Source organism: Halostagnicola bangensis, from assembly GCF_054653435.1.
Map to the genome: position 1 here is coordinate 2,929,468 of NZ_BAAIGG010000002.1, position 22,435 is coordinate 2,951,902.

20 protein-coding genes and 3 pseudogenes are annotated in these 22,435 nt (G+C 55.2%); 17 read left to right on the forward strand and 6 right to left on the reverse strand.

All coding sequences use genetic code 11. The annotated features are described in order from the left end of the window. The first annotated feature begins 254 nt into the window (after window positions 1–254). Window positions 255–1,244, forward strand: coding sequence for a hypothetical protein (locus ACYQ14_RS16400; RefSeq protein WP_459889424.1), 990 nt, complete (start codon window positions 255–257; stop codon window positions 1,242–1,244). A 186-nt stretch (window positions 1,245–1,430) separates the two neighbouring features. Continuing rightward, window positions 1,431–1,649, forward strand: coding sequence for a hypothetical protein (locus tag ACYQ14_RS16405; RefSeq protein ID WP_459889425.1), 219 nt, complete (start codon window positions 1,431–1,433; stop codon window positions 1,647–1,649). Here the strand turns inward: ACYQ14_RS16405 and ACYQ14_RS16410 are convergent. Continuing rightward, a complete protein-coding gene (locus ACYQ14_RS16410; RefSeq protein ID WP_459889426.1) occupies window positions 1,646–1,852 on the reverse strand; it encodes a hypothetical protein in 207 nt (68 codons plus the stop codon). The genes ACYQ14_RS16405 and ACYQ14_RS16410 overlap by 4 nt on opposite strands. A gap of 99 nt (window positions 1,853–1,951) precedes the next feature. Between ACYQ14_RS16410 and ACYQ14_RS16415 the strand changes: the two are divergent. From ACYQ14_RS16415 to ACYQ14_RS16435, 5 genes and pseudogenes are all read left to right on the forward strand, one after another. Further along, window positions 1,952–2,707: pseudogene (locus tag ACYQ14_RS16415) on the forward strand (RNA-guided endonuclease TnpB family protein); the annotation flags it as partial. An 82-nt stretch (window positions 2,708–2,789) separates the two neighbouring features. Next, entirely contained in the window at window positions 2,790–3,743 is a 954-nt protein-coding gene (locus tag ACYQ14_RS16420; protein WP_459890102.1) for a hypothetical protein, read from the forward strand. A gap of 428 nt (window positions 3,744–4,171) precedes the next feature. Beyond that, window positions 4,172–4,852, forward strand: a complete 681-nt coding sequence (locus ACYQ14_RS16425; RefSeq protein ID WP_459889427.1) for a hypothetical protein — start codon at window positions 4,172–4,174, stop codon at window positions 4,850–4,852. 216 nt (window positions 4,853–5,068) lie between these two features. Next, window positions 5,069–5,224 (forward strand): annotated as a pseudogene (locus tag ACYQ14_RS16430) (HNH endonuclease); the annotation flags it as partial. Window positions 5,225–5,422: 198 nt separating this feature from the next. Further along, a complete protein-coding gene (locus ACYQ14_RS16435) occupies window positions 5,423–5,857 on the forward strand; it encodes a hypothetical protein (protein ID WP_459890122.1) in 435 nt (144 codons plus the stop codon). Between the two features lie 96 nt (window positions 5,858–5,953). On the opposite strand, the gene ACYQ14_RS16440 is transcribed toward ACYQ14_RS16435, so the two are convergent. Next, window positions 5,954–8,467, reverse strand: coding sequence for a phospholipase D-like domain-containing protein (locus ACYQ14_RS16440; RefSeq protein WP_459889428.1), 2,514 nt, complete (start codon window positions 8,465–8,467; stop codon window positions 5,954–5,956). Beyond that, window positions 8,464–10,371 carry a hypothetical protein gene (locus tag ACYQ14_RS16445; protein ID WP_459889429.1) on the reverse strand — a complete coding sequence of 636 codons (1,908 nt, stop codon included), beginning with the start codon at window positions 10,369–10,371 and terminating at the stop codon, window positions 8,464–8,466. Before ACYQ14_RS16445 ends, ACYQ14_RS16440 begins: the two co-directional genes overlap by 4 nt. An 859-nt stretch (window positions 10,372–11,230) precedes the next feature. Here ACYQ14_RS16445 and ACYQ14_RS16450 point away from each other — a divergent pair. Beyond that, window positions 11,231–11,581: a hypothetical protein gene (locus ACYQ14_RS16450; RefSeq protein WP_459889430.1), complete on the forward strand. Its 351-nt coding sequence runs from the start codon at window positions 11,231–11,233 to the stop codon at window positions 11,579–11,581. Between the two features lie 747 nt (window positions 11,582–12,328). Here ACYQ14_RS16450 and ACYQ14_RS16455 read toward each other — a convergent pair. Further along, on the reverse strand, window positions 12,329–12,451 hold the full coding sequence (locus ACYQ14_RS16455) for a hypothetical protein (protein WP_459889431.1): 123 nt from the start codon (window positions 12,449–12,451) through the stop codon (window positions 12,329–12,331). A gap of 362 nt (window positions 12,452–12,813) precedes the next feature. Here ACYQ14_RS16455 and ACYQ14_RS16460 point away from each other — a divergent pair, with 362 nt between their 5' ends. Beyond that, the gene (locus ACYQ14_RS16460; protein ID WP_459889432.1) at window positions 12,814–13,047 is read left to right on the forward strand and encodes a HalOD1 output domain-containing protein; all 234 of its coding nucleotides are present in this window, start codon (window positions 12,814–12,816) and stop codon (window positions 13,045–13,047) included. A 415-nt stretch (window positions 13,048–13,462) separates the two neighbouring features. Next, window positions 13,463–13,657, forward strand: a complete 195-nt coding sequence (locus tag ACYQ14_RS16465; RefSeq protein ID WP_459889433.1) for a DUF8065 family protein — start codon at window positions 13,463–13,465, stop codon at window positions 13,655–13,657. Between the two features lie 1,150 nt (window positions 13,658–14,807). Here the strand turns inward: ACYQ14_RS16465 and ACYQ14_RS16470 are convergent. Continuing rightward, on the reverse strand, window positions 14,808–15,257 hold the full coding sequence (locus tag ACYQ14_RS16470) for a MarR family transcriptional regulator (RefSeq protein WP_459889434.1): 450 nt from the start codon (window positions 15,255–15,257) through the stop codon (window positions 14,808–14,810). A gap of 385 nt (window positions 15,258–15,642) precedes the next feature. Between ACYQ14_RS16470 and ACYQ14_RS16475 the strand changes: the two genes are divergently transcribed. The 7 genes and pseudogenes from ACYQ14_RS16475 (at window position 15,643) to ACYQ14_RS16505 (ending at window position 20,351) form a co-directional block, all read left to right on the forward strand. Then, window positions 15,643–15,849, forward strand: coding sequence for a hypothetical protein (locus ACYQ14_RS16475; protein WP_459889435.1), 207 nt, complete (start codon window positions 15,643–15,645; stop codon window positions 15,847–15,849). Between the two features lie 344 nt (window positions 15,850–16,193). Next, window positions 16,194–17,297 (forward strand): IS630 family transposase, encoded by a 1,104-nt coding sequence (locus ACYQ14_RS16480; protein ID WP_459887771.1) that lies wholly within the window; start codon window positions 16,194–16,196, stop codon window positions 17,295–17,297. An 18-nt stretch (window positions 17,298–17,315) separates the two neighbouring features. Further along, a pseudogene (locus ACYQ14_RS16485) lies at window positions 17,316–17,513 on the forward strand (DUF8008 family protein); the annotation flags it as partial. Between the two features lie 320 nt (window positions 17,514–17,833). Then, window positions 17,834–18,244 (forward strand): type VII toxin-antitoxin system MntA family adenylyltransferase antitoxin, encoded by a 411-nt coding sequence (gene mntA / locus ACYQ14_RS16490; protein WP_459889436.1) that lies wholly within the window; start codon window positions 17,834–17,836, stop codon window positions 18,242–18,244. A gap of 38 nt (window positions 18,245–18,282) precedes the next feature. Beyond that, window positions 18,283–18,681, forward strand: coding sequence for a type VII toxin-antitoxin system HepT family RNase toxin (hepT, locus tag ACYQ14_RS16495; RefSeq protein ID WP_459890104.1), 399 nt, complete (start codon window positions 18,283–18,285; stop codon window positions 18,679–18,681). A gap of 133 nt (window positions 18,682–18,814) precedes the next feature. Further along, a complete protein-coding gene (locus tag ACYQ14_RS16500; RefSeq protein ID WP_459889437.1) occupies window positions 18,815–19,183 on the forward strand; it encodes a DUF234 domain-containing protein in 369 nt (122 codons plus the stop codon). A 283-nt stretch (window positions 19,184–19,466) separates the two neighbouring features. Beyond that, complete coding sequence (locus ACYQ14_RS16505) at window positions 19,467–20,351, forward strand: DUF4330 domain-containing protein (RefSeq protein WP_459889438.1); 885 nt, start codon at window positions 19,467–19,469, stop codon at window positions 20,349–20,351. A 74-nt stretch (window positions 20,352–20,425) separates the two neighbouring features. Here ACYQ14_RS16505 and ACYQ14_RS16510 read toward each other — a convergent pair whose 3' ends face one another. Continuing rightward, entirely contained in the window at window positions 20,426–22,255 is a 1,830-nt protein-coding gene (locus ACYQ14_RS16510) for a PKD domain-containing protein (protein WP_459889439.1), read from the reverse strand. Window positions 22,256–22,435: the final 180 nt, after the last annotated feature.

Sequence of the window (22,435 nt, forward strand, 5' to 3'; positions counted from 1 at the left end):
CGGGACCGCGTCCCCGGGATCAGCGCGGGACGAGTACTCTGTCGTGTGGACTAAGCGGGACGTGCGAGGGGTGCTCAAGGATACGTTTCCGGAATATGGGCGGCGATCGGTACGCTGAAGACCTAGTTCTAACCTACAGTGACGGACTGCTGTGACACAGATACTGGTGGAAGACAAAGTGCTGTACGGCAAGGGTTTTTAATACAAATCGTAGGAGTGTATCGTTTGTTGAACTAGTTCATGCTGATCCAAACATGAGTGAGAATATTGACAGCGTACCAGAGGAGAACAACCCAGAATCGGGTGATAGCGTGGATGCGCTTGAAGAACAGTACCAGGTAAACAAGGTTCTCCAGAGCGAGACAGACATACAGGCTGAAATCGTTGCAGCCGGATGGACGGACGAACTCAACACCGACAGGACCGCGGATATTTGCCTCCAGTTATCAGTACCCGGCACGACCGAGTATTTTGTCTTCATCAAACGACTTGCGGATCAGAGATACGGCGGCGATTTCGTCGAATTATGCCAACGGCTCGGACACCCGCCGCAAAAAGACCTCTCGGTACTCCGTGGAACCACCGTCAGTACCGAGATTGAGCAGGGGAGTAAACACGAGTTCGTGATCCTCCACGACGGAGAAAGCCGAATCCGGACCAGGGTTATCGACAAGGACACAGTGCCAACCCTCCAGCCAACGTTACCTGACGATCTTGCGATGTCACTCTCGCGGCTCTATACGTATCGACTTGCGAATCCCGGTGAAACCGGCGAGCAAGTTCAAGTCACTGATTTAGACGTGGTTGATGGAGAGTTAGTCCTTCACCTAGAACGTCGGTGGGGAACAATCACGGTTCCAGTGGAAGACGGACCAGGAGATGAAACACCGTATAATCGCCTTGTTGAAAACCTCGGTCAGGGAAGCGTCAAAGAGATCGAAGGAACCGTTATCCATACGGTCCATACCGAAGATATTGAAGACCCGATAAATGGGCGTTTTTCCGACCTTGACCGCGAAAACATCGAAACCATGTACGGCGATTTTCTCTTGGAGGTTGAGGACCACGCAGGGAAGTGGGCGGTATTCGCCTCTGAACCGAAACGAAGCGGAAGCATATTCGCGTTACCTGGACTGGTAGGTGGCGGAGCGTTACTTCTCATCGGATTACTTCTGGCAAACCTGTGGACCGGGGTCCTCGGAGTAGTAGTTCTCCTCTTCACATTCGCCTATTTTGGTGACTGATATTTCCAGTCCAAACGTTCGGAGTGTAACCCAGACATCAACTTGGACCGACTGAATACGATTCCCGGTCCAGCCGTCGGCAATGTTTATCCGCCCAGTCTTCAACGCAACTGGTATGGATGCCATCGGAGGTCAGGTTATCATGGGCGTACGGCAGTTGGCCGGCGATACCCCCGACGAATTGGCATGGAGGGCCCCGTCGACACGACAACGGTCGTGCTCGAGTTCGGTGACGGGTCGCTGCTCATTCCAGTCAGTGACGCCGAGGGCAACGAACCGGGTGTCTTCCTCGAGAATGGTGTTGATGCATGTTCTGTCCGGCTGATTTTGTTCGATACAGTGTTGTATAGGGTTAGGGGCGCAGTGAAGTCGGTGAAAGAGAAGGCGAGATCCCTGTTTCGTTAGTCCGTAGAGATCTTGTCACTGATTTTGTCCCGCATCTCAGTGGTCCGGGTCGGTTCGTCTGGGTATTTGGCTTGGTAGTCTTCTACGTCATCTACAGCTCCGGTGCAGTTCTGGCTTTGTAGATGCCCCTTCTCAATGGTCTCGAGTTCTGTACCGCACTCCTGGCATTTGATCGGGCCAGGACCATATTTGGTATCACTCATATTCGCTTGCTATCTGTTCGTACTATTCAATATTCTTGTGACATAGAATATTACCAACACGTATTTATCACCCATTCAGGATTACTTTGAGCTTGTACAGAACTCGTATTCGTGTGCAAAGACGAAATCGAGACAGCCAACGCACCAGGCACCGAGACCGCAGGTGTTGACTTCGGAATCTGTAACTTCGCCGCTGTTGCGTACAGCACCGAGGAAGCCGACCTGTACCCCGGCAACCGCTTGAAGCAAGATGGGTACTACTTCCCGAAGGAGATTGCCAAGTGCGACAATTCTGGTGGCGACGAAGCCACGCGGCTTCATCACAAGTGGTCGGAGCGCCGGACTCACTTCTTCCACAGTCTCGCCAAACACATCGTCCAGCGGTGTGTCGAGAAAGATGTTGGCCGCATCAATGTCGGGGACTTGGAGGGGGTCCGTGAAGACGAAGATGGTGAGTCGAAAAACTGGGGCAAGCACGGCAATCTTGACCTGCACGGGTGGGCGTTTGACCGCTTCACAAACATCCTCACGTACAAGGCGAAAGTCGAGGGGATCGAAGTCGTAGAAGTTCCAGAGGGCGACACGAGCAAGACGTGTTGTGTGTGCGGTACGGAAGACGATAGTCAGCGTGTTGAACGTGGATTGTACGTCTGTAAGGAGTGCAATGCGGCGTTCAACGCAGATGTGAACGGGGCGGAGAACATCCGTCTCGACCTGAACCAAAGTAACTCCGAGTCTTCGGCCAGTTTGGGCGGGGATAGGAGTACCGGCTGGTTGGCACAGCCCGGAGTCTACCTTCATGACTTGTCCCACGGATTCTCACCGAGGGAACAAGTGGTAGACTGCAAACCCTAATATCCCAATCCAACGGTGTGGTACCGTGGGATTCACGCGTCTTCAGGCGCGGGAGGATGTCAATCAGCAAGTGTTGTTCGAGATGAATGTGTCGTATCTTGGGCATCCGTATTTCGTGACGGGGAACGCACTTTTCAACGCGATTGCGCGGCGTGTTGACGAGCGGACGCGACGGGCGTTGCACGTGAGTCACGGTGTGTTCGTGCCGGGTGAGTACGGTGAGTACCCGGATTCGCATTCGGAGTCGGGGTACGCGGGGAAACTCGGTCGGTCGCTTCCTCCGGTCGAGTCATACGACGATTTGTTTGTGTTCCGGGATGTGGCCCACCGGTGGCTGTTAGATTCACGGCCGCGGGATGCGCATAACGTGCATGACGTAGAACGCCACGGTGATCGGATCGCGTTTGCGCCGGCGTGCTTTTTCGGGCGACCGCCGGAGCAGCGGAATTCGAAGCGATCGATGCAGTGGTTCGTACACTGCTACCTGCATGGCAGGCGGGGCGACGATGCTGGTGTCCCTGTTGGTGACGACGTGCTTGACGGGATTCGGGTTGGCGGGGCGCGCAACTACGGGTTTGGTGAACTGTCGCTGGCAGACTCACAGGTCGTTGATCTCGATGCGCTCGAGTACAGCCGACTCACGGATGCGGAGTCGAATGCGTACGTCCTCGAACTCGTGTCGCCGTACGTCCTCTCGAGTGAGTGCCCGGCTGGGGATGACCAGTCAGTGCCGTGGTGGTGGGATGCAAGTTCGGAGACGACATCGCCGATGATCGAGACAGGAACGGGTGCGACGGATGGGCGGCGTGATGACGGGTTGCGGCGACGGGAAACACGGTTCATTGACGGTGGGGAGACATATCGAGTCGAAACGGTCGATCATGGGCAGGTGGTCGGGTACGCGGGGAGTGAGCCGGTGGAGACGGCGCGGAACGGGGTGTTGCGCGTCGGGACGCATGCGAAGTACGGATTCGGTGAGTGTCGTGTCCGGCCGGTTAGCGATAGTCGAGTGGAGCTAGCTGGGGGTGGTCGGTAATGGCGTTGGAGTCGGGTATGGCGAGTAATGTGCGGCCTGGTGAGTGAGGGCAGCTGGGAACACCCGATTTCCGGTGGACTCTGAACTACCAGTCCAAATATGATTTCGGACGGATTTCGTTACTACAGTTAGAATAAATCATATTTATGGGCTTTTCTGAGCACCCAAGGGTTTAAAAATATTCGCCCTATATAGGAGTTTTCAGTCGGTATTGCACCATATTTTGAACATGTATCGCCGGATTGGGATGCGAAATTGTCGCTAGAAAAGACATATGTATTAGAATGGTGTGTGGTAACTCACAGGTGATATAACGGCACCAATGAACGAGGAACGATCATTGAACGGGCGTTCACAGATCCCCAGTCCGCTGGACAAGTTAGTCGGTTATCTGAACGCGGTCCATGCCGCTGTCAGACGGGGGCTTAATGGCTGACCTTGAGTTCGTCGCGTTCGATATCGAGACGACCGGGTTCGATGTGGATGACGTGGTGACGACGGTCGGGATCGAATTACCGCTTGGGTGTCAAGTGTTCCTGCAGGCGGACGAGGAGACACTGGACGGTGACCTGGCTGCGTTGGAGGCGGTTGTTGGGGACCGCTGTGGAACGCACGTGAAACTCTCAGTGTACGCGTCGGAGGCGGCGTTGTTGGAAGCAGTTGGTATGTTCGCGCAGGAGCGATTACATGGTGAGGATGTGCTACTGGTCGCGTTTAATGGCGAGCGGTGGAAGGGAGGGTTTGACTTACCGTTTTTGCGGACGCGACTGGCAGCGACGGATGTAGAGTGGCCGTTCCGCGACATGCCGTACGCGGACTTGTTGCCAGTCGTGACGCGGCGGTTCAATCTCGTCGTGGATGATGAGAAACAGTCGAGCCTGCCAGCATCATATGAGACGCTTGTCGGGGGAGATCTCAACGAGCGGGACCCATTCGATGACAGCGCTACAGCGGTGACGGCGTTCGAGAACCAGCAGTACGCTGACCTCGTGACGCACAACGTCGTTGATGTGTTGCGAACCGGGGAATTAGGCCAGTTGACGCGGCGGTACTGCTCGAAATCGGATTACTCGTTGAAATCACTAACACCGACGGTTCACGACACATAGCCTCACAGGTCGAAATTTGAAGCGATACGTCATGGAGTGCCGGGGAGCGCGGACAATGAATGCGGATTCACGATATCGAATGAGTGAGTTACAGACACGACGGCAGAAGATTCGAGGTGTATCGAGTATGATGACGGTGCGATGTACTGGGAGGGCAGGGACGTGAGTCAGTGGGATCATGGGGCGGATACGGTGGATGCGGCGACGCGCGCGGTAATGTTGGCTAAACGCGGGAATCGATGTCAGTGGTGTGGGGCGCGTGGCCCGCCGTACGGCATAGCGATACTGCACGTCCATCACATTAAACGCGATCCGAGTGATGTGCCGGTGGATGACCCGATGAACTTAGCGGTGACGTGCCGAGGGTGTCATAATTGGTTCCATCATCGGCCAATGATAACGGACGCCCCGGTCCCCCTGACACGCGAAGATATGCAGGTGTTGTTGCCGCATGACGTGTTGTTGTTGAACGTGCTGGACGAGATCGGGCCAGCACCGTTCCGTGACGTATTCGTACGAATGAAAGTATTGTTGTCGGAGACGGCGATACGGGAGCGGTTGTGGGTGCTAATGGGGTTAGACCAGGTCGTGTCGGGACGTGACGAGCAACTCGTCGATCAGGATGCAAAAAGCGGGGCATGGGGGTTCCCAGGAGATGTGGACGTGTCGGCACGCGAGCACGTTCCGGATGACCGCGCGTTAGCGTTCCAACGCGCTGAAGACGAGTTAGTGCGACGCGCACTCGACCGCGGCTGTGACCGGGAACTTGTCGGGTCCGTGTTCGGGGTGACGCGGCGGAACACGTTCCACAAGCAGTACCGGGCGGCAGCGTACGCGTTCCCGCTTGATGAATTCAATCGTGGTGGTCGGCCCGTTGAACAAGATGATACGACGGACGAAGAGGTGCCTGAGGGAGATTTGGGACGTGTTGAAACGTGGGGTGGCGAGCCTGATGAGACGTACAGTGATTTGGATGAGTTGTTGAACGGGGATGCGAGCATGTGAGACAGTGCTCGTGAACAGCTGTTCGGGTAATTGTGTGTTCGACGGTTAGAACGCGGGTAACGGAATCCAGGAGAATTACATAAGCCGGTGGCGCTGTCACAGGGCTGCTAAGGATTTGATGTCGTCGAGTTCTTTTTTGATAGTCACTGTCAGCATTAGTGAACTCATGAGTTCGTAGGTAACGAGTGCGTCTTCGGCTTGAATCACGTATCCTGCTACTGCTGAGGTCTCATCCTGCGACGTGTCTGGATGCGGTGTTGCTCCGTCGAAGAATGCGCCTTGGCTCGCAAACCGTTGAATGAGCAGATAGAGAAGCAGTGCTTGAATCCCGCGGCCAGATAGTTCGATTTCGCTGTCGTCGTCACCGAGTTCAACTGTGAGATTGCTGAGGAGCGTGTTTACTTGCTCGATGAGTGGTGCGCCTGTCAAGAGATGCTGGCCGATGTACGGGTGTATGTCTATGAAGACAGAGACCAGGCGGCTGGCAAGCCTGTTCTGTGAACGGAAGACGGTGTAGTCTGAGTGGTGATCGAATTCGAGGACGATGCCAGGGTGCAGGAAGAGGATCTCGCAGAGTGATTGCCACGTTGGCTCGTCTATGATAGGTTGGTCATGATGTCCGAATAATAGTTCTTGTACATCCGGGTTCTGCTCAGCTTGATTGATTATCCCATTCACCCGCTGAACCACCTGCGTCAGTGCTGTAAGCCACGCGTTGATCTCGGATTCGCACGCTTCGAATAGGTTCTCCGTGTCGATACGGTCTGTGTCTAAGCGACCGAGTCGCTCGAGTGCAAAACACAGTTCAATTGTTTCCCAGAACGTCTGGGTGTGGTCGGTAAACGCGTCGAGTGTCGCTGGCTCCGGCCGGTCCGTGACTGTCAGCGCAGCCAGTGCTTGTTTACGATGGTAGGACAAGTGGTCCTCAACCAGTGCGTGGAGTGATGGCAGCGATCGATCTCCTTCGGTGATCTTTGGCGGTGGGCGTTCACCGTCTGGGTCGTTCTGTGAGCGTGTGTCTGTCTGAGGGCTGTCGTCACCTGCTTGCTTTGCTCGTTTCTGTAATTCGGACAGCGCGATGTCAAAGACGTTGACGGCTGCAGTGTCCGGGTTCTGCAGCACTTCTCGCAGTAATGTGTTCGAGCTCTGGGTGCCGGCACTCTGCGTGATCTCTCGGAACTCACGGTAATATGCCTGCATCTCTTCGACGACGCGCCGTGGATTACTGGTAGTCCCGGCGACTGTGACAGTAACGACTGTGCCGGTCCACTGTTCGCGCTCAGCTGCTGTGAGCAGGAGTGTCACCTCTTGAGGACTCTCATCGTCGGGGACCTCGACGGTTTTCTCAGCACCAGTGTCCGTGTGTACCCGGATTTCCGGGTTGTCTGACAGTCCAGCGACGGTCAAGATGAGCTCAGTGTCGCCTTCAGAGCCAGGCTGAGTGACTCGTGCATCCTCTAACCGAACCCCTCCTTCCTTGGTTGGAGTGCGTGTTTCCCAGTCTTCGTAGCTTGCCGATCGCAGGTCCAGTTCTGCTGGATTAGCGACTGGTTCTGACACAGTGAACCGGAATGCTGACGAGTCAAAAACTGCCTCTTCCAGTGTTTCTTCATCGGTTTCCTGGGCGACAGTCACTAAGCCAGCTTCGACGTTCCCGTGTGATGCCGATGCTGTCAGCGCGGTACTGGTCATGTTCGGACTGCCGTAGAGACATGCCTGGCCCCATTCGCCGTCAAGTATCATAAATTTTGCATGCACCCATCGAGTTGTTCGGTCCGGCTGTAGTCGGCGCACAGAGTACTCGAATGGGGAAAGCGTCTCTGCTAACTCGTCTACGGTGAGGGCAGTGCTTTCCGGTTCGACCAGTAATTCGAGGTGGGTGGCATCCAGTCGCTCTGCAAGGTCACGAAGTACAGTCGGCGACCCGAAATACGGCGCGTACAATCGGGCTCGTTCAATCTCACGAGTACCGTTATCTGTCACTCGGTCAAGCAGTTGCGTAATGATCGGGTCGTGGAGGTTCGACACAAACCAAGTATTCCGGTCAGTCTCATCGACAGTAGAACTCTCAATCTCGTCGAGCCATGCGAGCGTCTCTGCTGTTTCGGTGATGTAAGTTCGGGCGTCTTGCCCGGTGATGAAGTCCTCGTAGTCGAGTAATTCGGTGTAAAAATCACGGATGGATTTCGCAACGAAGTACGATTCGCCAAGCTGCTCTGTTTCGTCCTCGGCGGTTGGTTTTTGAAACCCGTCTGCGAACCCGATCTGGGCGGCCTTACAGTATTCTTCGAGAGTGAGGTTTGCAGAACTTACCGAGTAGAATACGCTTCGTTCTGACGCGAACAGATTCACTTTCGGGTGAAACACTCCTGGTGACTGGACTGGCTCTAACAGGTAGTCCGTTCCAATTGGGGCTTCACGCCAGTCAGCACTCGTGATTTCTCGCTCATATCGGTTGCCGTCAACAAGGACGAGCGGTAACTCACAGTTCCGGCGTTGTAACCGCGGACGCACGTAGCTACTGTAGAATTGTGGATCAAACGGATACGTCGTTTGAATCGCTTGCTGGATACTCCATCCATGGCCATCCAGTATATCTAAGAGATTCACGCGTCATCCACCTCCACGAGCCGGGACAACACGTCGGAAGCAGCTGGAGACGGTGCATACCCGTCTTCTGTCGTCGTCAGTAGCCCGGCATCGCGGAGCAGCGTGTTCATCTCACTAAAGCGAATGAGCGACGACCGGGCGGTAAACGGTCGGGACCCACGTTCGACATCTGCTTCCAGACACAGCCGTTCATCCTGATCGAAGGACACAGCGCGTTTGAGGTTCCCCGGACTCAGCCGACTGTAAAATACTTCTAAATGGGTTTGTACCACCTTTTCGTGCAGCACTTTCCGTGCGAACTCAGATAATGGCAGTTCCTCGTCAGTGGCTTCGACGAACCGAGTTAGCTCTGAGAGCGACGTGTACGGCGAGTCGAACCGGTTATACGCATAATTGTACAGCCACTCACGTTCTGATTGCACCTGTTTGAACCGAGCCACAACCAACAAGAGTAATGCAACCGACCGCGCTAAACTCGTTGTCCAGGCTTCCAATTGAGCTTGCTCGTCATCAATCTCGTCGTGCAGCTGATTCAACGACGAACGAAGCGATTGCCCCAGTAGAGCCTCATTCAAATGGGTCCCACCGGCTACAGCCGGTTCTGCTTTCCACCCTCTGGACACGACAGACTCAATGTTTGCCATCGCTTCGCCGACCGTCACTGTCTCAGCCGCGGTGTCCTCAGGCACAGTAATGGACAGATCATTCCGTTCAGCACTCCCGTACAGCATCAAATCACGCACCGCGTTAACTGGCTCAGTCGTCTCTTCACTCTGTGTCGTTGAAACACCACTGGCCACTGCTGAGAATGCTGCAGACATACCGGGTTCGTCTGTCACCGCTGTCAGGAGTGTTTCGTAGTCGGCTCGCGGAGGTATGCGTGCATTCAAGAACGTACACGCGGCTTCTAACTGCCCTTCGATAGCGAGTCCCGCATAACTCTGCAACCAGTACAACCGCATCAACTCTCGATACTGATTGAATCGCTTCGCATCACTCGCAGTCAAGTGCAACTGATCGTCGTCATCAGCAGTATACAACTGCCAGAATCGACACAGGAAACACGCATAGGCCGCTCGCATCTCGTGAAACCCGCGGAAATACCGTTGATACAGCGAACTTGCCCCGGCCTCCTCGAACTCACCTTCTTCTATCGTCGTTTTCAGATGATTAAGAACATCCAATTCAAGATGGTCGGGAAACCCATCTGCCAATTGGACTGTCCCTGATTGCTTGTTGCCGTCCCAGTTCACAAATCCGAGCATGATCTTTTGTAGCGCTCGCCGCTCTGACTCGAAGTCATCCTCCAGATACACTGACTGATTCGCAAAGTCCCGTGCAATCGCCTCAAAATCACTGCGTTCAGCCCGCCCGTTGCGTGCGCACGAAAGAATTCGGTCCCCTTCGTCACCAACGGTTCGATCAACAATCTCTGCGAGTTCGCGTCCAGCTCCAGTCAACTCGAAATCCCCTCGTTTTAACAGATGATTCTGTAGTTGGTTCTGGTAGAACTGAGCGTACGCGTGGCCATCATTCTTCAACAGTTCCAACTCGTCGAGATCAAACTCCTCAAACTCCTCACGGTCAAAGTTGAACCGAGAGTTGCCGTCCATCCCGCGGAGCGCTTCTCCGCCTTGGTCCGTTTCTAATTGCCGGTACCGACTAGCAAGACAGAACATCTTCTCAACGTTTTTCACCCGCTGATATCGATTGTCTGCATCTGCATCCAGTTCCTCTAATGCCCAACAGAAAATCGACAGGTATCGAAGTCGGAGCGTGATCGATGTAATCGACCCATGGGCGAACAGATTCCGAAACCGATTCCGTGACCGGTTCGCATTCAACGGATCCGCGGGCATTCCCCGTTCATCGATCTTCGCGCTCCAGCGGGGCTCGATCGGCATACACCATTATCTATAATCTGGAGTGAAATATTTTCGGAGCGGTTTTTCTGGGAAATCATCACCGGTAAATGTAAATGACTTTGTGGATCGAGGATCGTCACGCGTATAATGCAGCCGCAGAGCCCGGCAAGGTGCGAGTTTTGGTCACTACTCATAGCGCTAAGATACAACCAACACATGTCAATGACATAATTAAACAAGTTGCGAGAGACGCAGGCGTACAGAGACCATTGCGTCCCGTGAACCCCTCAGCAGACGAAGAAATCAAAGAATGGTTTGTCACGTCACACCGGGTCCGAAGAAATGCGATTACTCATTGGTCAACAACATAGGCGAGTTAGATATCCACCAAGTACAGTGACTCTCGGGACACGACAGGATCGACAGACTATGCAGTACGTCGAGGATGACGACGAGTAAATACGCGAGGATTACCAGCGAGGTGTGAGCGAGTGAACACCCCTGACTGTGAGTGCAACACTCTCGCTCTCCTGGCGATAGATGGGCGAGCCGGCGCGGAAACTGGGCGACCCCCGCACTTGACCACTGTCAAAAAAGTAAACACACCAAGCCGACCGGCGACTGAGAAAAGCAAACCCAAGCACCAGCGCAACCCACACACCCGGGGGGTAAATCCCCCATCCCTACACCAACACACACTTTCGAGCGAAAAAACCATGTTATTTTACAGGCTGAAATATGGCTTTGAACGCTGTTACCTGGTGAAAAAGTATTTTAGAGCGTTTGCGACCTTAGAGTGAATGTGACCGTGTTCAAACACCCTAAATCCCATGGGTAGAACGGTGGGATTTAGCCCCGAGCAGTTATGGTTGAGCGGCCAGTAACTACACTTACAAACATGACAAACAACGTAATCGTATGGGTGACTGCGTCTTCAGACCACGCTGCAAACAATCAAATCGACGAATGTTTACGGTACGTTCTTCGGCAAATTGAAGGGATAAACAACTTCAAGAAACCGGATGTGAGAAAGGCAAAACAGGCTGTGAACGAACTCGTCACGGCCGTAGCGATCCCCGATCGGGACACTGGGAAGGAGGTGCACGTCACCGTTACACGTAACGACGGCACCGATCGCAATGGGAAGAAGCCGAGTAAATTCGCGTGGGATTCGACCGGGCCTGACGGTAACTGTTCGGCGATAGTGATCCCGGCCGGCAAGGACGTCCCATCGGAACAGATCACGTAGGTACTCCAACGCGGCGCGGATTTACACTTGGCGCGAGACGGCGTCTCGTTAGAAGCCCGGAATGACATCGAGGATCACATCATGCACGTGATTAGAATCCTGACGGGCACCGACCACTCCTCGGACGCGCTCAACCAAGGGATTCCACACGCTGGTGGACGTCCACCGATCGGTTGCAAGGTCGAAGATGGCATGTTACGGCCTGGTGACGACTTCGAGCACGTGCGCAGGGTGTTGTTGGATGTGCGCGATGGCCAGAGATCGAAGCGGCGAGCTGCGCACAAGCTTGATTGCGCCCGGAAAACGATAACGAACGCGCTTGAACGGACGGATTTGTACGCACTCGACCAGTAACGGTGCAATCACACCACCCGGTACGGTCGTGTTGCCAGTCTGACCCCCGTAATCTCAATACGACCATTCCACTCCTTCGACCTTTTTCGTTCCTCCCGAGACACCTCTCACGCCAGTAGTACAACGGTGCTGTCAATCTGCTACCCGTACCCTCATCATGGTTGTTCTGCCCCTCTTTCTCTCACCCCGGTGATGGGATCGATGCTCCCTTCCCCCCTGTTACACTCGGGACACCCCTCCCTTCACAATGACGGGTGGTCCAGGGTGGCCCGACCACTCAAATTCTGCTTGGACCACTAAAACCGCAGTAAGTGGGAGGGGTTGTCCCGGGTGGTCCAAGTGGTCTGAGGGTTAATGTGAGAGACGTGTGAACCGGAGGATGTGAAATGACCGTTACGAGAGACGATCGATTTCGTTGATGTGCTTGCAGAGATCGAAGACGACGACATGGAAGTGAGCGATCGGGCACGCGAGGCATGCAAGCACGCTCCCGTCGATTAGAAAGTAGTTTTGCATTTCTAATCGGTTACGGAACGAGATAGAAACACGAATCCTTATTTGAATGACTTTCGAACGACCTCATGCGCGCGAAAGCGCGTATGAGAGGGAGTCTGGCCTGCAAGCAAGCCTCCCTCTCGCCGCGGCTCCCGTACGGGAGCACCAGATAGTAGATACCGCGATGGTTTAGATGTGCCGACGTCGTTTGATGACCGCTCCCTGGGGACCCACCAGAATGAAAAACGAACAATGAATATCACAGTAACATGTAACGAGTGTCACTCGACAATAACACACTCCCCAGAGGAAGACGGAACGAACGCGAACATCGAATGCCAAGACTGCGAATCCGTGTACGCAGTCACAGTAACCAAAATACAATGAGTGCCAACGACTCAACCAGTGTTACGACGGCAATCGTTGAGTCAGTCGCCGACCGGGAGGACTGCGACCCTGACGACTTACCACCACTGCACAACACTGTCGATACCGAAGCTGTCGAGGCGCTCGAAGGCGACGCGCAAATCGTATTCAAATACGAAGGATACGTTGTATCCGTGGAGGAGAGAGGGTATGTGCGTGTTTTTCAGGGGGTTCGACAAGGGCGCGAGTGATCACTGTCGAGTCCGATTCGTCGGGAACGAAAAGGGGAGATTGTGGTTCGACCAGTCAAGCGCCCGTCCGAACTTCGAGGCGCACTTGTATCCGAGAAGACGGAACATGAGAAGTCGGCCACGGAACTGCTCCGTGAAGAGCGCGAGGACCACCGTCGCAGCGAAGTTGTCAACGTGAATCGAGCCCCCTCTCTTATCCCTCAAGAGTTCAACAATCATGATGACGATGAGAAACGAATACTTTAGAACACCACGCGCAACAGAGGACGCTTGGCGAGGTTTCACTCGCCGATTCAGCGAATTTACTGAACAGGACGAGATGAGAGACGCGATTGAGAGGCACCGCGAATCAATCAGACAAGAGCACAACTGAGGAAAGCTAACGTTTTCGGAACCGGCGAAGAAAACACCACCTATGGATGAGTTGAGTGAGGAAGAGAAAATCGAGACGTACGAACGCTACCTTGCAGGAGCAACCAGCGAGTCGGAAGCGAGGGAGAAACTTGGTGACAGTGTGATCGACGGAATGCGGGAAGACCGGGAAGCCTTTGCGGCAGCGACCGAGATTGACACCAGCGATTTCCTACAGCAGGATGACGACGACGCGTAGGTTCCTGTGATTTTGTTAGAGGTCGGAGAGGAGCGTTAACACTGGGGGTGTAGCTATAACACTCCCCGTAACACTACACGGAAGATGCCCAGAACGAAGGTCCAAATCACTGAATCAGAGGTTACTAACCGGAACGGGGAGACTCGAGAGACGAGACAGTACCGAGTAACCATCCCAAAAGACACTGTTGAGTTCTTCGGACTAGAACAAAGCGACGAACTCGAATGGTCCGCCGGGAGCGCAGCGAACAAGATGGAAGTCACAATCCACAAACGAAGTGAGTGATGGTGTGACAGTGATTGCCGAACAAAAAACACTAATCGCCGAAGGATACACTCGACTCTCACAAGACAGCGATCGGTCAATTCCGCGCCAGAAAGAGGCCATCAAAGCGTAGAAGACGAGATCAATACCCGCGAAGAACACCCACCGGTCGACTAAACAAGATCTACAATGACGTGTGGTGGTCAAGCGGATTCAGCACCGAAGGGCGCGGTGAATCAGTCCTCGGTAATTGGTCTTCGATTCTCAAATTGGGGTTTCCGGGTAGGGTGCATGGGAGAGGCAGTTCACCCAACCCACCACGTCGTCGTAGGGATGGGGGACCAAGTTGTCATTGTTGTCACCGGCAACTCCCGCAGGAAGGAGCGGCACGACCGCCGGGGGTCCCAGAACGGCGGCCAGGCGACCACCGAAAGAATGGCCGAGTCACCCCGCGGGCGCGGAGCTGCGCGGTACGTGGTGGTGCGGTGAGAAGCTGTTCGACCGGGTTCGTATCCCAACGCGGTCGGGATTCCCGCATCTTCAGGTGGGAAAGTATGTCAAACTTTGAAGAGGGAGAGGAGGGCTCGTTTCACGAGTTTCTCGCCGTCCTCAGTAAGCTCCTGTTCGAGTGGTAATGAGTCCACTAGGAGGGATCGTGTGGAGCGCCCATGGCATAAGGGAATTCGTTTTGTCGAAACTGATCCCTGAGAGGTGTTTGTCTTTGAGTTCTGGTGAGTAGTGATCGTAGTCACCGGCGCTTGTCCCGATACACATTACTGTACAGTCACTGGCGCTAAATGGGTGTTTTCGTGTGAGAGAATAACGACAGGACGTTGTTAGGGCACCGGTTGCATCAACCGTCCAACAGATTGTCTCTATCGGATATTTACTTATCGTCTAGCTCGGCTTCTAACTCGGTAATCTCGGCGTCAAGCTCGGCTTCGTCCACGTCTTCCGTTGGAGTTCCTACGTATTCTTTGTCTTCGAATATTCTCTCAAGTTGGTCGAGGCTGGCGACGTATCGGTGAAGGTCTTCACGGTGATCGAGCGCGTGGTAGTGGCTGTCCCGAGTTTTCCCGATGAAGCCGTCGTTGTAGAGCCGGGTGAGCGTTGTGGTGACGGTGCCATGGGGGAGTTCGAGGTGGTCTTCGAGTTCTTTGGGTTTGAAACCGAGTTCGGTGTTGTCGTAGAGGAATGCGATTATGTCGGATTTGGCTGTCCCGGGCGTGAGTTCGACGTCGGGTTCGTGGGTGTCAAGGTGGACAGGCATGGTTGTGTCCCAATGTAGCTCCTTGTGTCTTATTGTAATTTCGGTGAGGTTCGGGGTTGGCCACATTGGATAATACGTTGAAATTGAGAATGAATACCCAATTGCCGAGAACTGGAATGAAAAAAATTCTTGATCGGCTCAAGAACGGCGAAACCGACATAGTATGAGGCCGACGGGAAGCGCAGGTTTGCCCGAGACTTCGACGATACGATGGAGCTCACCATGGCGTGCCGATCGAACAACGTCGAACTTCACGACGTCGGGACCGGACCACTCGATTTAGATGATCCGCTTAGCGTTGCAATCGAGCTCGTGCAGGCGGTGAGCGAACACGAAGCGATGCAACGATACATCGAAAATCAATCGATGAAACCAACAAGCGGACTGACGCCGGATATTATCACGGCGAGCCCCGGCAGCACTCTTGTTCGCCGAGAACAAGCAGTATCTCGTGGCGGACGAGGACGAGGTCGGTGACGTACGTCAAGTGTTTGAACTTCGAGACCAAGGACTGTCCTACAGAGAAATCGCCGAGGACGTCCCGTGGAGCCCACCAACAGTGGGTAAGCTCATCGACAGACGAGACGAGTACGAAGCGGTCGCGGAAGGCGCGAAGCTCGGATACCAACTGCAAATCGTCGAAGGCGAGTCCGCGTAACTTGTCAACGACGTTGGTTCAATGTTTATGAGTTAACTCATAAGTTAACATGCGAGATTACACCTGAATCTCTTGCCGTGAACACGTATTAACACGTGATTTGAGTGACTGTAGCAACAGATAGTAGTACGGTTTCTTCGTTCAGAATCATAGGTGAAACTGAATCGGGCAGATCGGTAACTACGTGTGCGAAGTAACCGCTGCGGAAAGCCGCAGCATCTGCGAGCGAAGCGAGCAGTTCCCCGCCGAAGGGGGGTGAAACCCCGCGACGGTGGCCTTTTGGCATCATCAGAACCGCTTAATGAGTGACGGAAGTTATGGGCATGGGCTGAGATGGGCGAGTAATGGGAGGAGACCGGCGAGGCGATCTCGTTCGTCATCTGAGTGAGGGGGAGTTGGATCGTCTGCTGGACGAAGCAGACGATCCAAAGATAATCAAACGGCTCACCTTTGTCAAACGTCTCTACAAGGGTGCAACGTACGAGGAAGCAGCCGACGACGTTGGTAAATCTGCGTCGACTGGAAGTCGCTGGGCACGTCGATGGAACGATGGCGGACTAGGTCAGTTGACACCGAACTTCGGGGGCGGAAGGCCCCCGAAGGTCGGTGACAAGGAACAAGAGCGTCTTCTAGAACTTCTCCGGGAGGGACAGCCCTGGAAAGCACAGGAAGTTCATCAGCTTCTGGACGAAGAGTTCGATGTTGAGTACCATCCGGATTATCTCGGTCGATTCCTCCGGAACCTTGGACTATCCTACGCGAAACCACGTCCAAAACGCCCCTCTCGGCCAGAGAACGCCGATGAAATCCTCGAAGAACGCGTCGCAGACGCGTTCGACGAGGAACCAGAGACAGCACATAACAAGCGTCCTGATGATGAGGACGAAGGCTGGGTTCTCGACGACGATATCTGTACAGATGGGGGAACTGTCGTCGGTTTTTGTGACGCTTCGCATCCGCAACCATACGACAATTCGCATCGACTGTGGTACGTCGATGATCCGACACTGGAACGACCGCTGGTGAAGCTTGACGAACCAGCGGTCGGGTGCTATACGCTTAACGGTGAAAGTGTCCTAACGTTTCCTGAAGATCAATCGAAAGAGAACATCTGTGCCCTATTGGAGGAGGTCCGCGAGCAGAATCCGGGAACGCGGATTCTGCTCGTCTTGGACAACTTCTCGTCTCACATCTGTGAACACACGCGCAAGCGCGCACATCAACTTGGTATCGATCTCGTTTTTCTTCCGGTCGGCTCACCGCATCTCAATCCAATCGAGCAGGTCTGGAAAGTGCTCAAACGGAACGCTTCACCAATTGTCGTGGCGAGCGAGAGCGCGTTCCGCACTCTCGCTCGCCGTCTCTTCAACACCCTTACGAATCGACTTGGATTCGCCAAGTCCTGGATCGACCAGTTCCTCAGTCCATATTTGCAAAAGTTATCTTGATCATTATGCTTTTGTGAACGCCAGGAACCCGGCACGAGCGAGACCTACGCGAAGAAACTCGTCCCGAGAACCATCGACGCGATACTTGAGCTCTCCAAGCACCGCCTCGCGGTCCGCAAGCGAACCGAACGAAAGAACGGCCTCGAGTACACCGAACGCAGGGTGATCCTCCCCACCGATGCCGACATCCCCGGGGAAACGACAGACGGAGACTAAGCGCCGGTGACAGTTGGTGTCCTCGGATGACCGGGGACAGTGACTCACAGGACGCCTCGAGAGAGGTCGAAGGGCGTGCTGGGAAGCGTATCCCACAGCAAAAACGCGGGTGTAGGCGGGTGGGCTACCGGTGGGTCTATCGCTCGAGTGGTCGTCGGTGGTCATGGCTGCGGACGGTAGCAAATACAGTGCCCGAAGACGACGGCTGTCCACAGATCATGGGGCGCAGGCAATCTTCGGTCGATGTGGAGGAACTGGTTTATGTGATCACGACGTATATCTAACTGAAAATGAACTCGACACCCTCTGCGAATCACCAAGTGGAAGAGGTTGTTACGCAGGTTGTCGAAGAGTATCCAGTCGAACTTGCTGTTCTCTTCGGATCGTATGCAAGAGGGACAGAGACACCGGAGAGTGATATCGACGTTGCAGTGGCTTTCGACGGTGATCGGTCCCCACAGGAACGACTCGAGTTGCGAATCGACCTCGTCGTCGAATTGACGAAAGCACTCGAAATGGATGCGGTGGACGTCGCAGATTTTGAGTCGATTCGACCCGGTATCGGAATCGCTGCTCTTCAAACTGGAACCGTCCTCGTCGGTGAGAACGATCAGGTTCAACATCTCCTCGGCGACCTCGAGCAGGAAGTGACCACTGATGGGGAAACACACGAAGATCGAATGCGACGATTCGACTCGATACTCGAGCAACTCGAGGCAAACGTAGCGTGACGGTTTCAGACGAAGGCGAGGCGCGTATTTTGCAGAAAGTGGAGTATGTTCAGGAATCGATGACAGTCTTAGCAAGAAAACAGTCTCTCGACGAAAGTACGTATCGACACAGTCGAGAACAGCGAGCGATCGTTGAACGAGAGTTCCAGACGGCAATCGAAGCGTGTCTCGATATCGCAGCTATTCTGATTACGTCCATCAACGAACCGATAGCCGAGACAAACGCGGGACGGTTCAGACAACTCGGAGAGAGCAATATTTTGTCACAGCGAACCAGTGAGCAAATGCAGAAAGCAGCTGGGTTTCGAAATATTCTCGCACACAACTACGGTGAGGATATCGATGATGCCGTTGTTTACCACCACCTCCAGAACGAACTCAAATGGTTCGTCCAGTATCTCCGTGAAGTTCGCGAGTGTTTGGAAAATAACCAGTGAAACTGGTGGGCGTCGATGCGGGACCTGAACGACGAGATACCTTGTTCGTCGAGAGTGTCGAGATTTCAGGGACAACTGAGCAAGAAAACGAGAGTACTGAAGCGGATCCAGTGACAGCTGGCCTCCACGGCTAATGGTTTCCACATTTGATGAGGTCTGTCAACAGGCGGTCCAGACAGCTTCGTTTCCGGTCGAGTGCTCGCGTGTCGGTCGGTGGTGGGACAAGGAAGCGAAAATCGATGTCGTCGGACTCAATCCACAGACGAATACGCTGTTGCTCGGCGAGTGCAAGTGGACCAATACTCCTGTCGGAACCAGTTTGCTAACCGATATCGAAGCGCTCGAACCGGACGTGCGATGGAACGGCAGTGATCGCACTGTTGAGTACGCGCTGTTTTCGCGTTCTGGGTTCACCGACGAGTTGGAAACGCTTGCAAACGAACGTCCGGACCCTCATCTGTACTCTCCGGGAGAACTCGCTGCTGTCTTTGCGTCGGATTGAGCTTGTGTCTCTGCCTGTTGTGCGGCCAACAAACCATAGACGCGCTTTTGGATCTCTCGAAGAATCCCCCTCGCGGTGAGACGGAACCGAGGCCCGGACGAAGGAAAACTCCCTCCCAACGTCGCCGGTAGGCGTTCGCTAATTATGGTGATCGAGAGTGGCGGTACGGTATGTCACCGCTCAGCCCGTCACCACGCGGGACGCGCCGTTGTCGAAGCGCCGGCAACCAAACTCCCGGTCGTTCGATGCCGCGACCGCTGACACCACGCGACTCGAGAGAGCCATGCCACTGATCGACGACAATGGGAAGCTCTTCGGCGCGGTGAACATCATCGACGCGCTCGTCGTCTTGTTACTCGTCGCCGTGCTCATCACGGGAGTCGCGATCATCTCGGGCAGTGGTTCGGACGAGCCCGGGGAATCGCCCGAATCGGAAACGAGATACGCGACTATCGAACTCGGCGAGCAACCCGAATACGTCCTCGAGGACCTCGACGAAGGCGACGTCCTCGAGACCAGCGGCTGGGACGGGGACGGCACAACCGCGGACGGAACGGTAACGGGGATCTACGACACCGCCACGGTCGAAACCGAATCGAACGCCTCGCTGGCAAGCGGCGCGAACGCCTCGCTCGCGGACGGTGCGAACCTGACGATCCACCTCGAGATCGGGGGGGTCGCCACCGAGGACGATCACGGGAGAGAGCGCTTCGAGGTCGACGGCGAGCCGATACTACTCGGCACCGCCCTCACGCTAGAGGGCGGCACCTACGTAACCAACGGCACGTTGACCGCCCTTGAGCGGGACGAATCCACTACCGACCTCGAAACGACCACGACCGAGGCCGAACTCGAGGTCCGGAACATTTCCCCCGCGGTTGCGGCCGAACTCGAGGAGGGGCTCTCCGAAACCGCAAGGGGTGAGACGGTAGCGACGATCCAGTCTGTCGAAACCGAACCCGTAACTGTCGTCGTCGAGAGCGATGACGGGGAGCTTCACGAACGGGAACATCCCCGGAACGAGGACGCGACGATAGCGGTCGAACTACAAACCACGGAGACCGAAGCGGCGCTCTCCTATCAGGGCGATCGACTTGAGATCGGCTCCGCTCTCATCCTCGATTTCGATCGGATAACTGTCGACGGCGAAGTGACGGAGTTCGAGTAAACCCACGCCTCGACGGGAGATACCGACAGCGATTGAGAAGCTATCGTGCGACAGAGACATCCAGTGCAGAGTGGCTACTCCGATTCCGATTCGCCCGTCGAAAGACGGCGTTTTATGACATACCCTACGCCGCCGAGGGTTGCCAGCGAGCCGGTGAGTCCGAATCCCGGTATCGAATCGCTGTCGCCCTCCTCGAGGGTTAGTTGCTCGGTAACCGTATCCTCCGCCCCGGTATCGTCGGTGACGGTGAGCGTGACGTTGTAACCGCCAGCGCTGTCGAAGGCGCGGGAAGCGGTCACTCCTGACGCCGAATTCCCGTCGCCGAACTCCCAAGAGAAGTCGATGAGGTCACTGGCGGGCGCACTCGAGTCGCTCGCGTCGAACGCAACCTGTTCTCCTGTCTCAGGTGAAGACGGGGTGTATTCGAACGACGCGGTCGGTGCTGCTGACTCCGACTCATCGGATTCGTCGGACTCGTCATCGCCTTCACCGTCGCGTTCGTCTTGATCTTCGCCCCCGTCGTCGTCCGGATCGCCGGTTCCGTCGTCGTGCTCGTCCTCCCCCTCGCGTTCGTCCTCATTTCCTTCGCCGTGTTCGTCCTCTTCGCCTTCGTCGTGCTCGCCTTCCTCTCCGTCTTTCTCCTCGCCGTCGTGTTCGTCCTCGCCCGATTCCTCGTCATCCCCGTCTGCATCGTCAGACTGAACGGCCGTAATCGCGATTTCGTCGACGAGCATCTCGCGACCGTGATCGTTCTGGCCCGCTCCGATACGAATTGAGCCGGTGAACTCGGCAACGTCAGTCGCGATTTGCCAGTCGCCTGGCTCCTGGCTGTCGTATCGCCAGGCTTTCGCTCGGACCGAACCGGTTCCGTCGAACTGGATCCTGAACTCGACCCACGTGCCGATAAACGCGTCGTCGATGGTCTCCTCGGCGGGCGAGGCGAGACGGGACGACGTGAACGAAATCGCATCACTCGAGGGATCGATCAAAAACCACAGTTGGTCCTCGCCCGAGATACCGAATCGATAGTTGTAGGGCGCGTCGGACACCGCTTGATAGACGCCCCGGACTTCGAACTCGTCGTGCGTATTGAACTCGCCGGCACACTTCCACTCGAGTCGACCGACGCTTCCCTCGCCCGCTTCGGAGTCGGTCAGTCGAGCGGCGGTTTCGGTCACGACTCCGTCATCGACGGTCGAGACGTCACCGCCAGTCTCCCAGTTACCGAGTCCGTCCTCGAAATCGTCGAACGTCGGGTCGCCGACACACTCCGTTTCGCCGGGAACGTGCAGTTCAACCGTATCGACGAGCAGTTCGCGCCCGTGGTCGTTCTGTCCTGCAGAGGCGCGAAGATAGCCGGAAACGTCGTCGGCTTCCGTCGACAGTTGCCAGTCGTCGGGTTCGGACGTTCCTCGCTCCCAGACTTTTGCACTCGCGATGCCGGTGCCGTCAAATGCCAGTCGGAACTCGACCCACGAGCCGATAAATGCGCTGTCGATCGTTTCTCCGGAGACGGAGGTCCAGGTGGTGTCGCCGAACCCGATGGCGTCGCTCGAGGGATCGATTTTCAAGAGGAATCGATCGTCGCCTTCGATACCGAACCGGTAGTTGTACGGCGTGTCCGAAACGGCTTGGTAGACGCCGCGTAGTTCGAACTCGTCGTGCGTGCTGAACTCGCCCGCACACTCCCACTTGATCCGACCGACGCTGTCTTCCTCGGTTTCGGCGTCAGTGATCCTGACGGCGGTATCGGTTTCTACACCCTCGGTCGTCCTCGAGACGTCTCCGCCGACATCCCAGTTATTCAGCCCGTCTTCAAAGTCGTCGGCTCTCGCCGGGCGATCACAGTCATCGGGAACGGTCCCTGCCACAGTCCCCGAAACGGTTCCTCCGACAATTGCCATTGCACTGACTCCAGCAACCGACTGGAGAACGCTCCGTCGACTCCTCTGTCCTTGGTGGTTTTTCTTCCCCCATCCACACATAGCGAATCGACTATCATGGTGCATGATAAGTCTTAACACTCCGACAATCGATCCTCGAGTCCGCTCGAGCGAACTCAGGCCTCGTAAAAGCCGGAGGTC

What these genes read in the sequence shown, in the direction of transcription:
- ACYQ14_RS16400 (WP_459889424.1), top strand. Translation starts at nt 255, where the DNA reads ATGAGTGAGAATATTGACAGCGTACCAGAGGAGAACAACCCAGAATCG.
- ACYQ14_RS16405 (WP_459889425.1), top strand. Translation starts at nt 1,431, where the DNA reads ATGGAGGGCCCCGTCGACACGACAACGGTCGTGCTCGAGTTCGGTGAC.
- ACYQ14_RS16410 (WP_459889426.1), bottom strand. Translation starts at nt 1,852, where the DNA reads ATGAGTGATACCAAATATGGTCCTGGCCCGATCAAATGCCAGGAGTGC.
- ACYQ14_RS16420 (WP_459890102.1), top strand. Translation starts at nt 2,790, where the DNA reads ATGAATGTGTCGTATCTTGGGCATCCGTATTTCGTGACGGGGAACGCA.
- ACYQ14_RS16425 (WP_459889427.1), top strand. Translation starts at nt 4,172, where the DNA reads ATGGCTGACCTTGAGTTCGTCGCGTTCGATATCGAGACGACCGGGTTC.
- ACYQ14_RS16435 (WP_459890122.1), top strand. Translation starts at nt 5,423, where the DNA reads ATGGGGTTAGACCAGGTCGTGTCGGGACGTGACGAGCAACTCGTCGAT.
- ACYQ14_RS16445 (WP_459889429.1), bottom strand. Translation starts at nt 10,371, where the DNA reads ATGCCGATCGAGCCCCGCTGGAGCGCGAAGATCGATGAACGGGGAATG.
- ACYQ14_RS16450 (WP_459889430.1), top strand. Translation starts at nt 11,231, where the DNA reads ATGACAAACAACGTAATCGTATGGGTGACTGCGTCTTCAGACCACGCT.
- ACYQ14_RS16455 (WP_459889431.1), bottom strand. Translation starts at nt 12,451, where the DNA reads ATGCAAAACTACTTTCTAATCGACGGGAGCGTGCTTGCATGCCTCGCG.
- ACYQ14_RS16460 (WP_459889432.1), top strand. Translation starts at nt 12,814, where the DNA reads ATGAGTGCCAACGACTCAACCAGTGTTACGACGGCAATCGTTGAGTCA.
- ACYQ14_RS16465 (WP_459889433.1), top strand. Translation starts at nt 13,463, where the DNA reads ATGGATGAGTTGAGTGAGGAAGAGAAAATCGAGACGTACGAACGCTAC.
- ACYQ14_RS16470 (WP_459889434.1), bottom strand. Translation starts at nt 15,257, where the DNA reads ATGTGGCCAACCCCGAACCTCACCGAAATTACAATAAGACACAAGGAG.
- ACYQ14_RS16480 (WP_459887771.1), top strand. Translation starts at nt 16,194, where the DNA reads ATGGGAGGAGACCGGCGAGGCGATCTCGTTCGTCATCTGAGTGAGGGG.
- ACYQ14_RS16500 (WP_459889437.1), top strand. Translation starts at nt 18,815, where the DNA reads ATGGTTTCCACATTTGATGAGGTCTGTCAACAGGCGGTCCAGACAGCT.
- ACYQ14_RS16505 (WP_459889438.1), top strand. Translation starts at nt 19,467, where the DNA reads ATGCCACTGATCGACGACAATGGGAAGCTCTTCGGCGCGGTGAACATC.
- ACYQ14_RS16510 (WP_459889439.1), bottom strand. Translation starts at nt 22,255, where the DNA reads ATGGCAATTGTCGGAGGAACCGTTTCGGGGACTGTGGCAGGGACCGTT.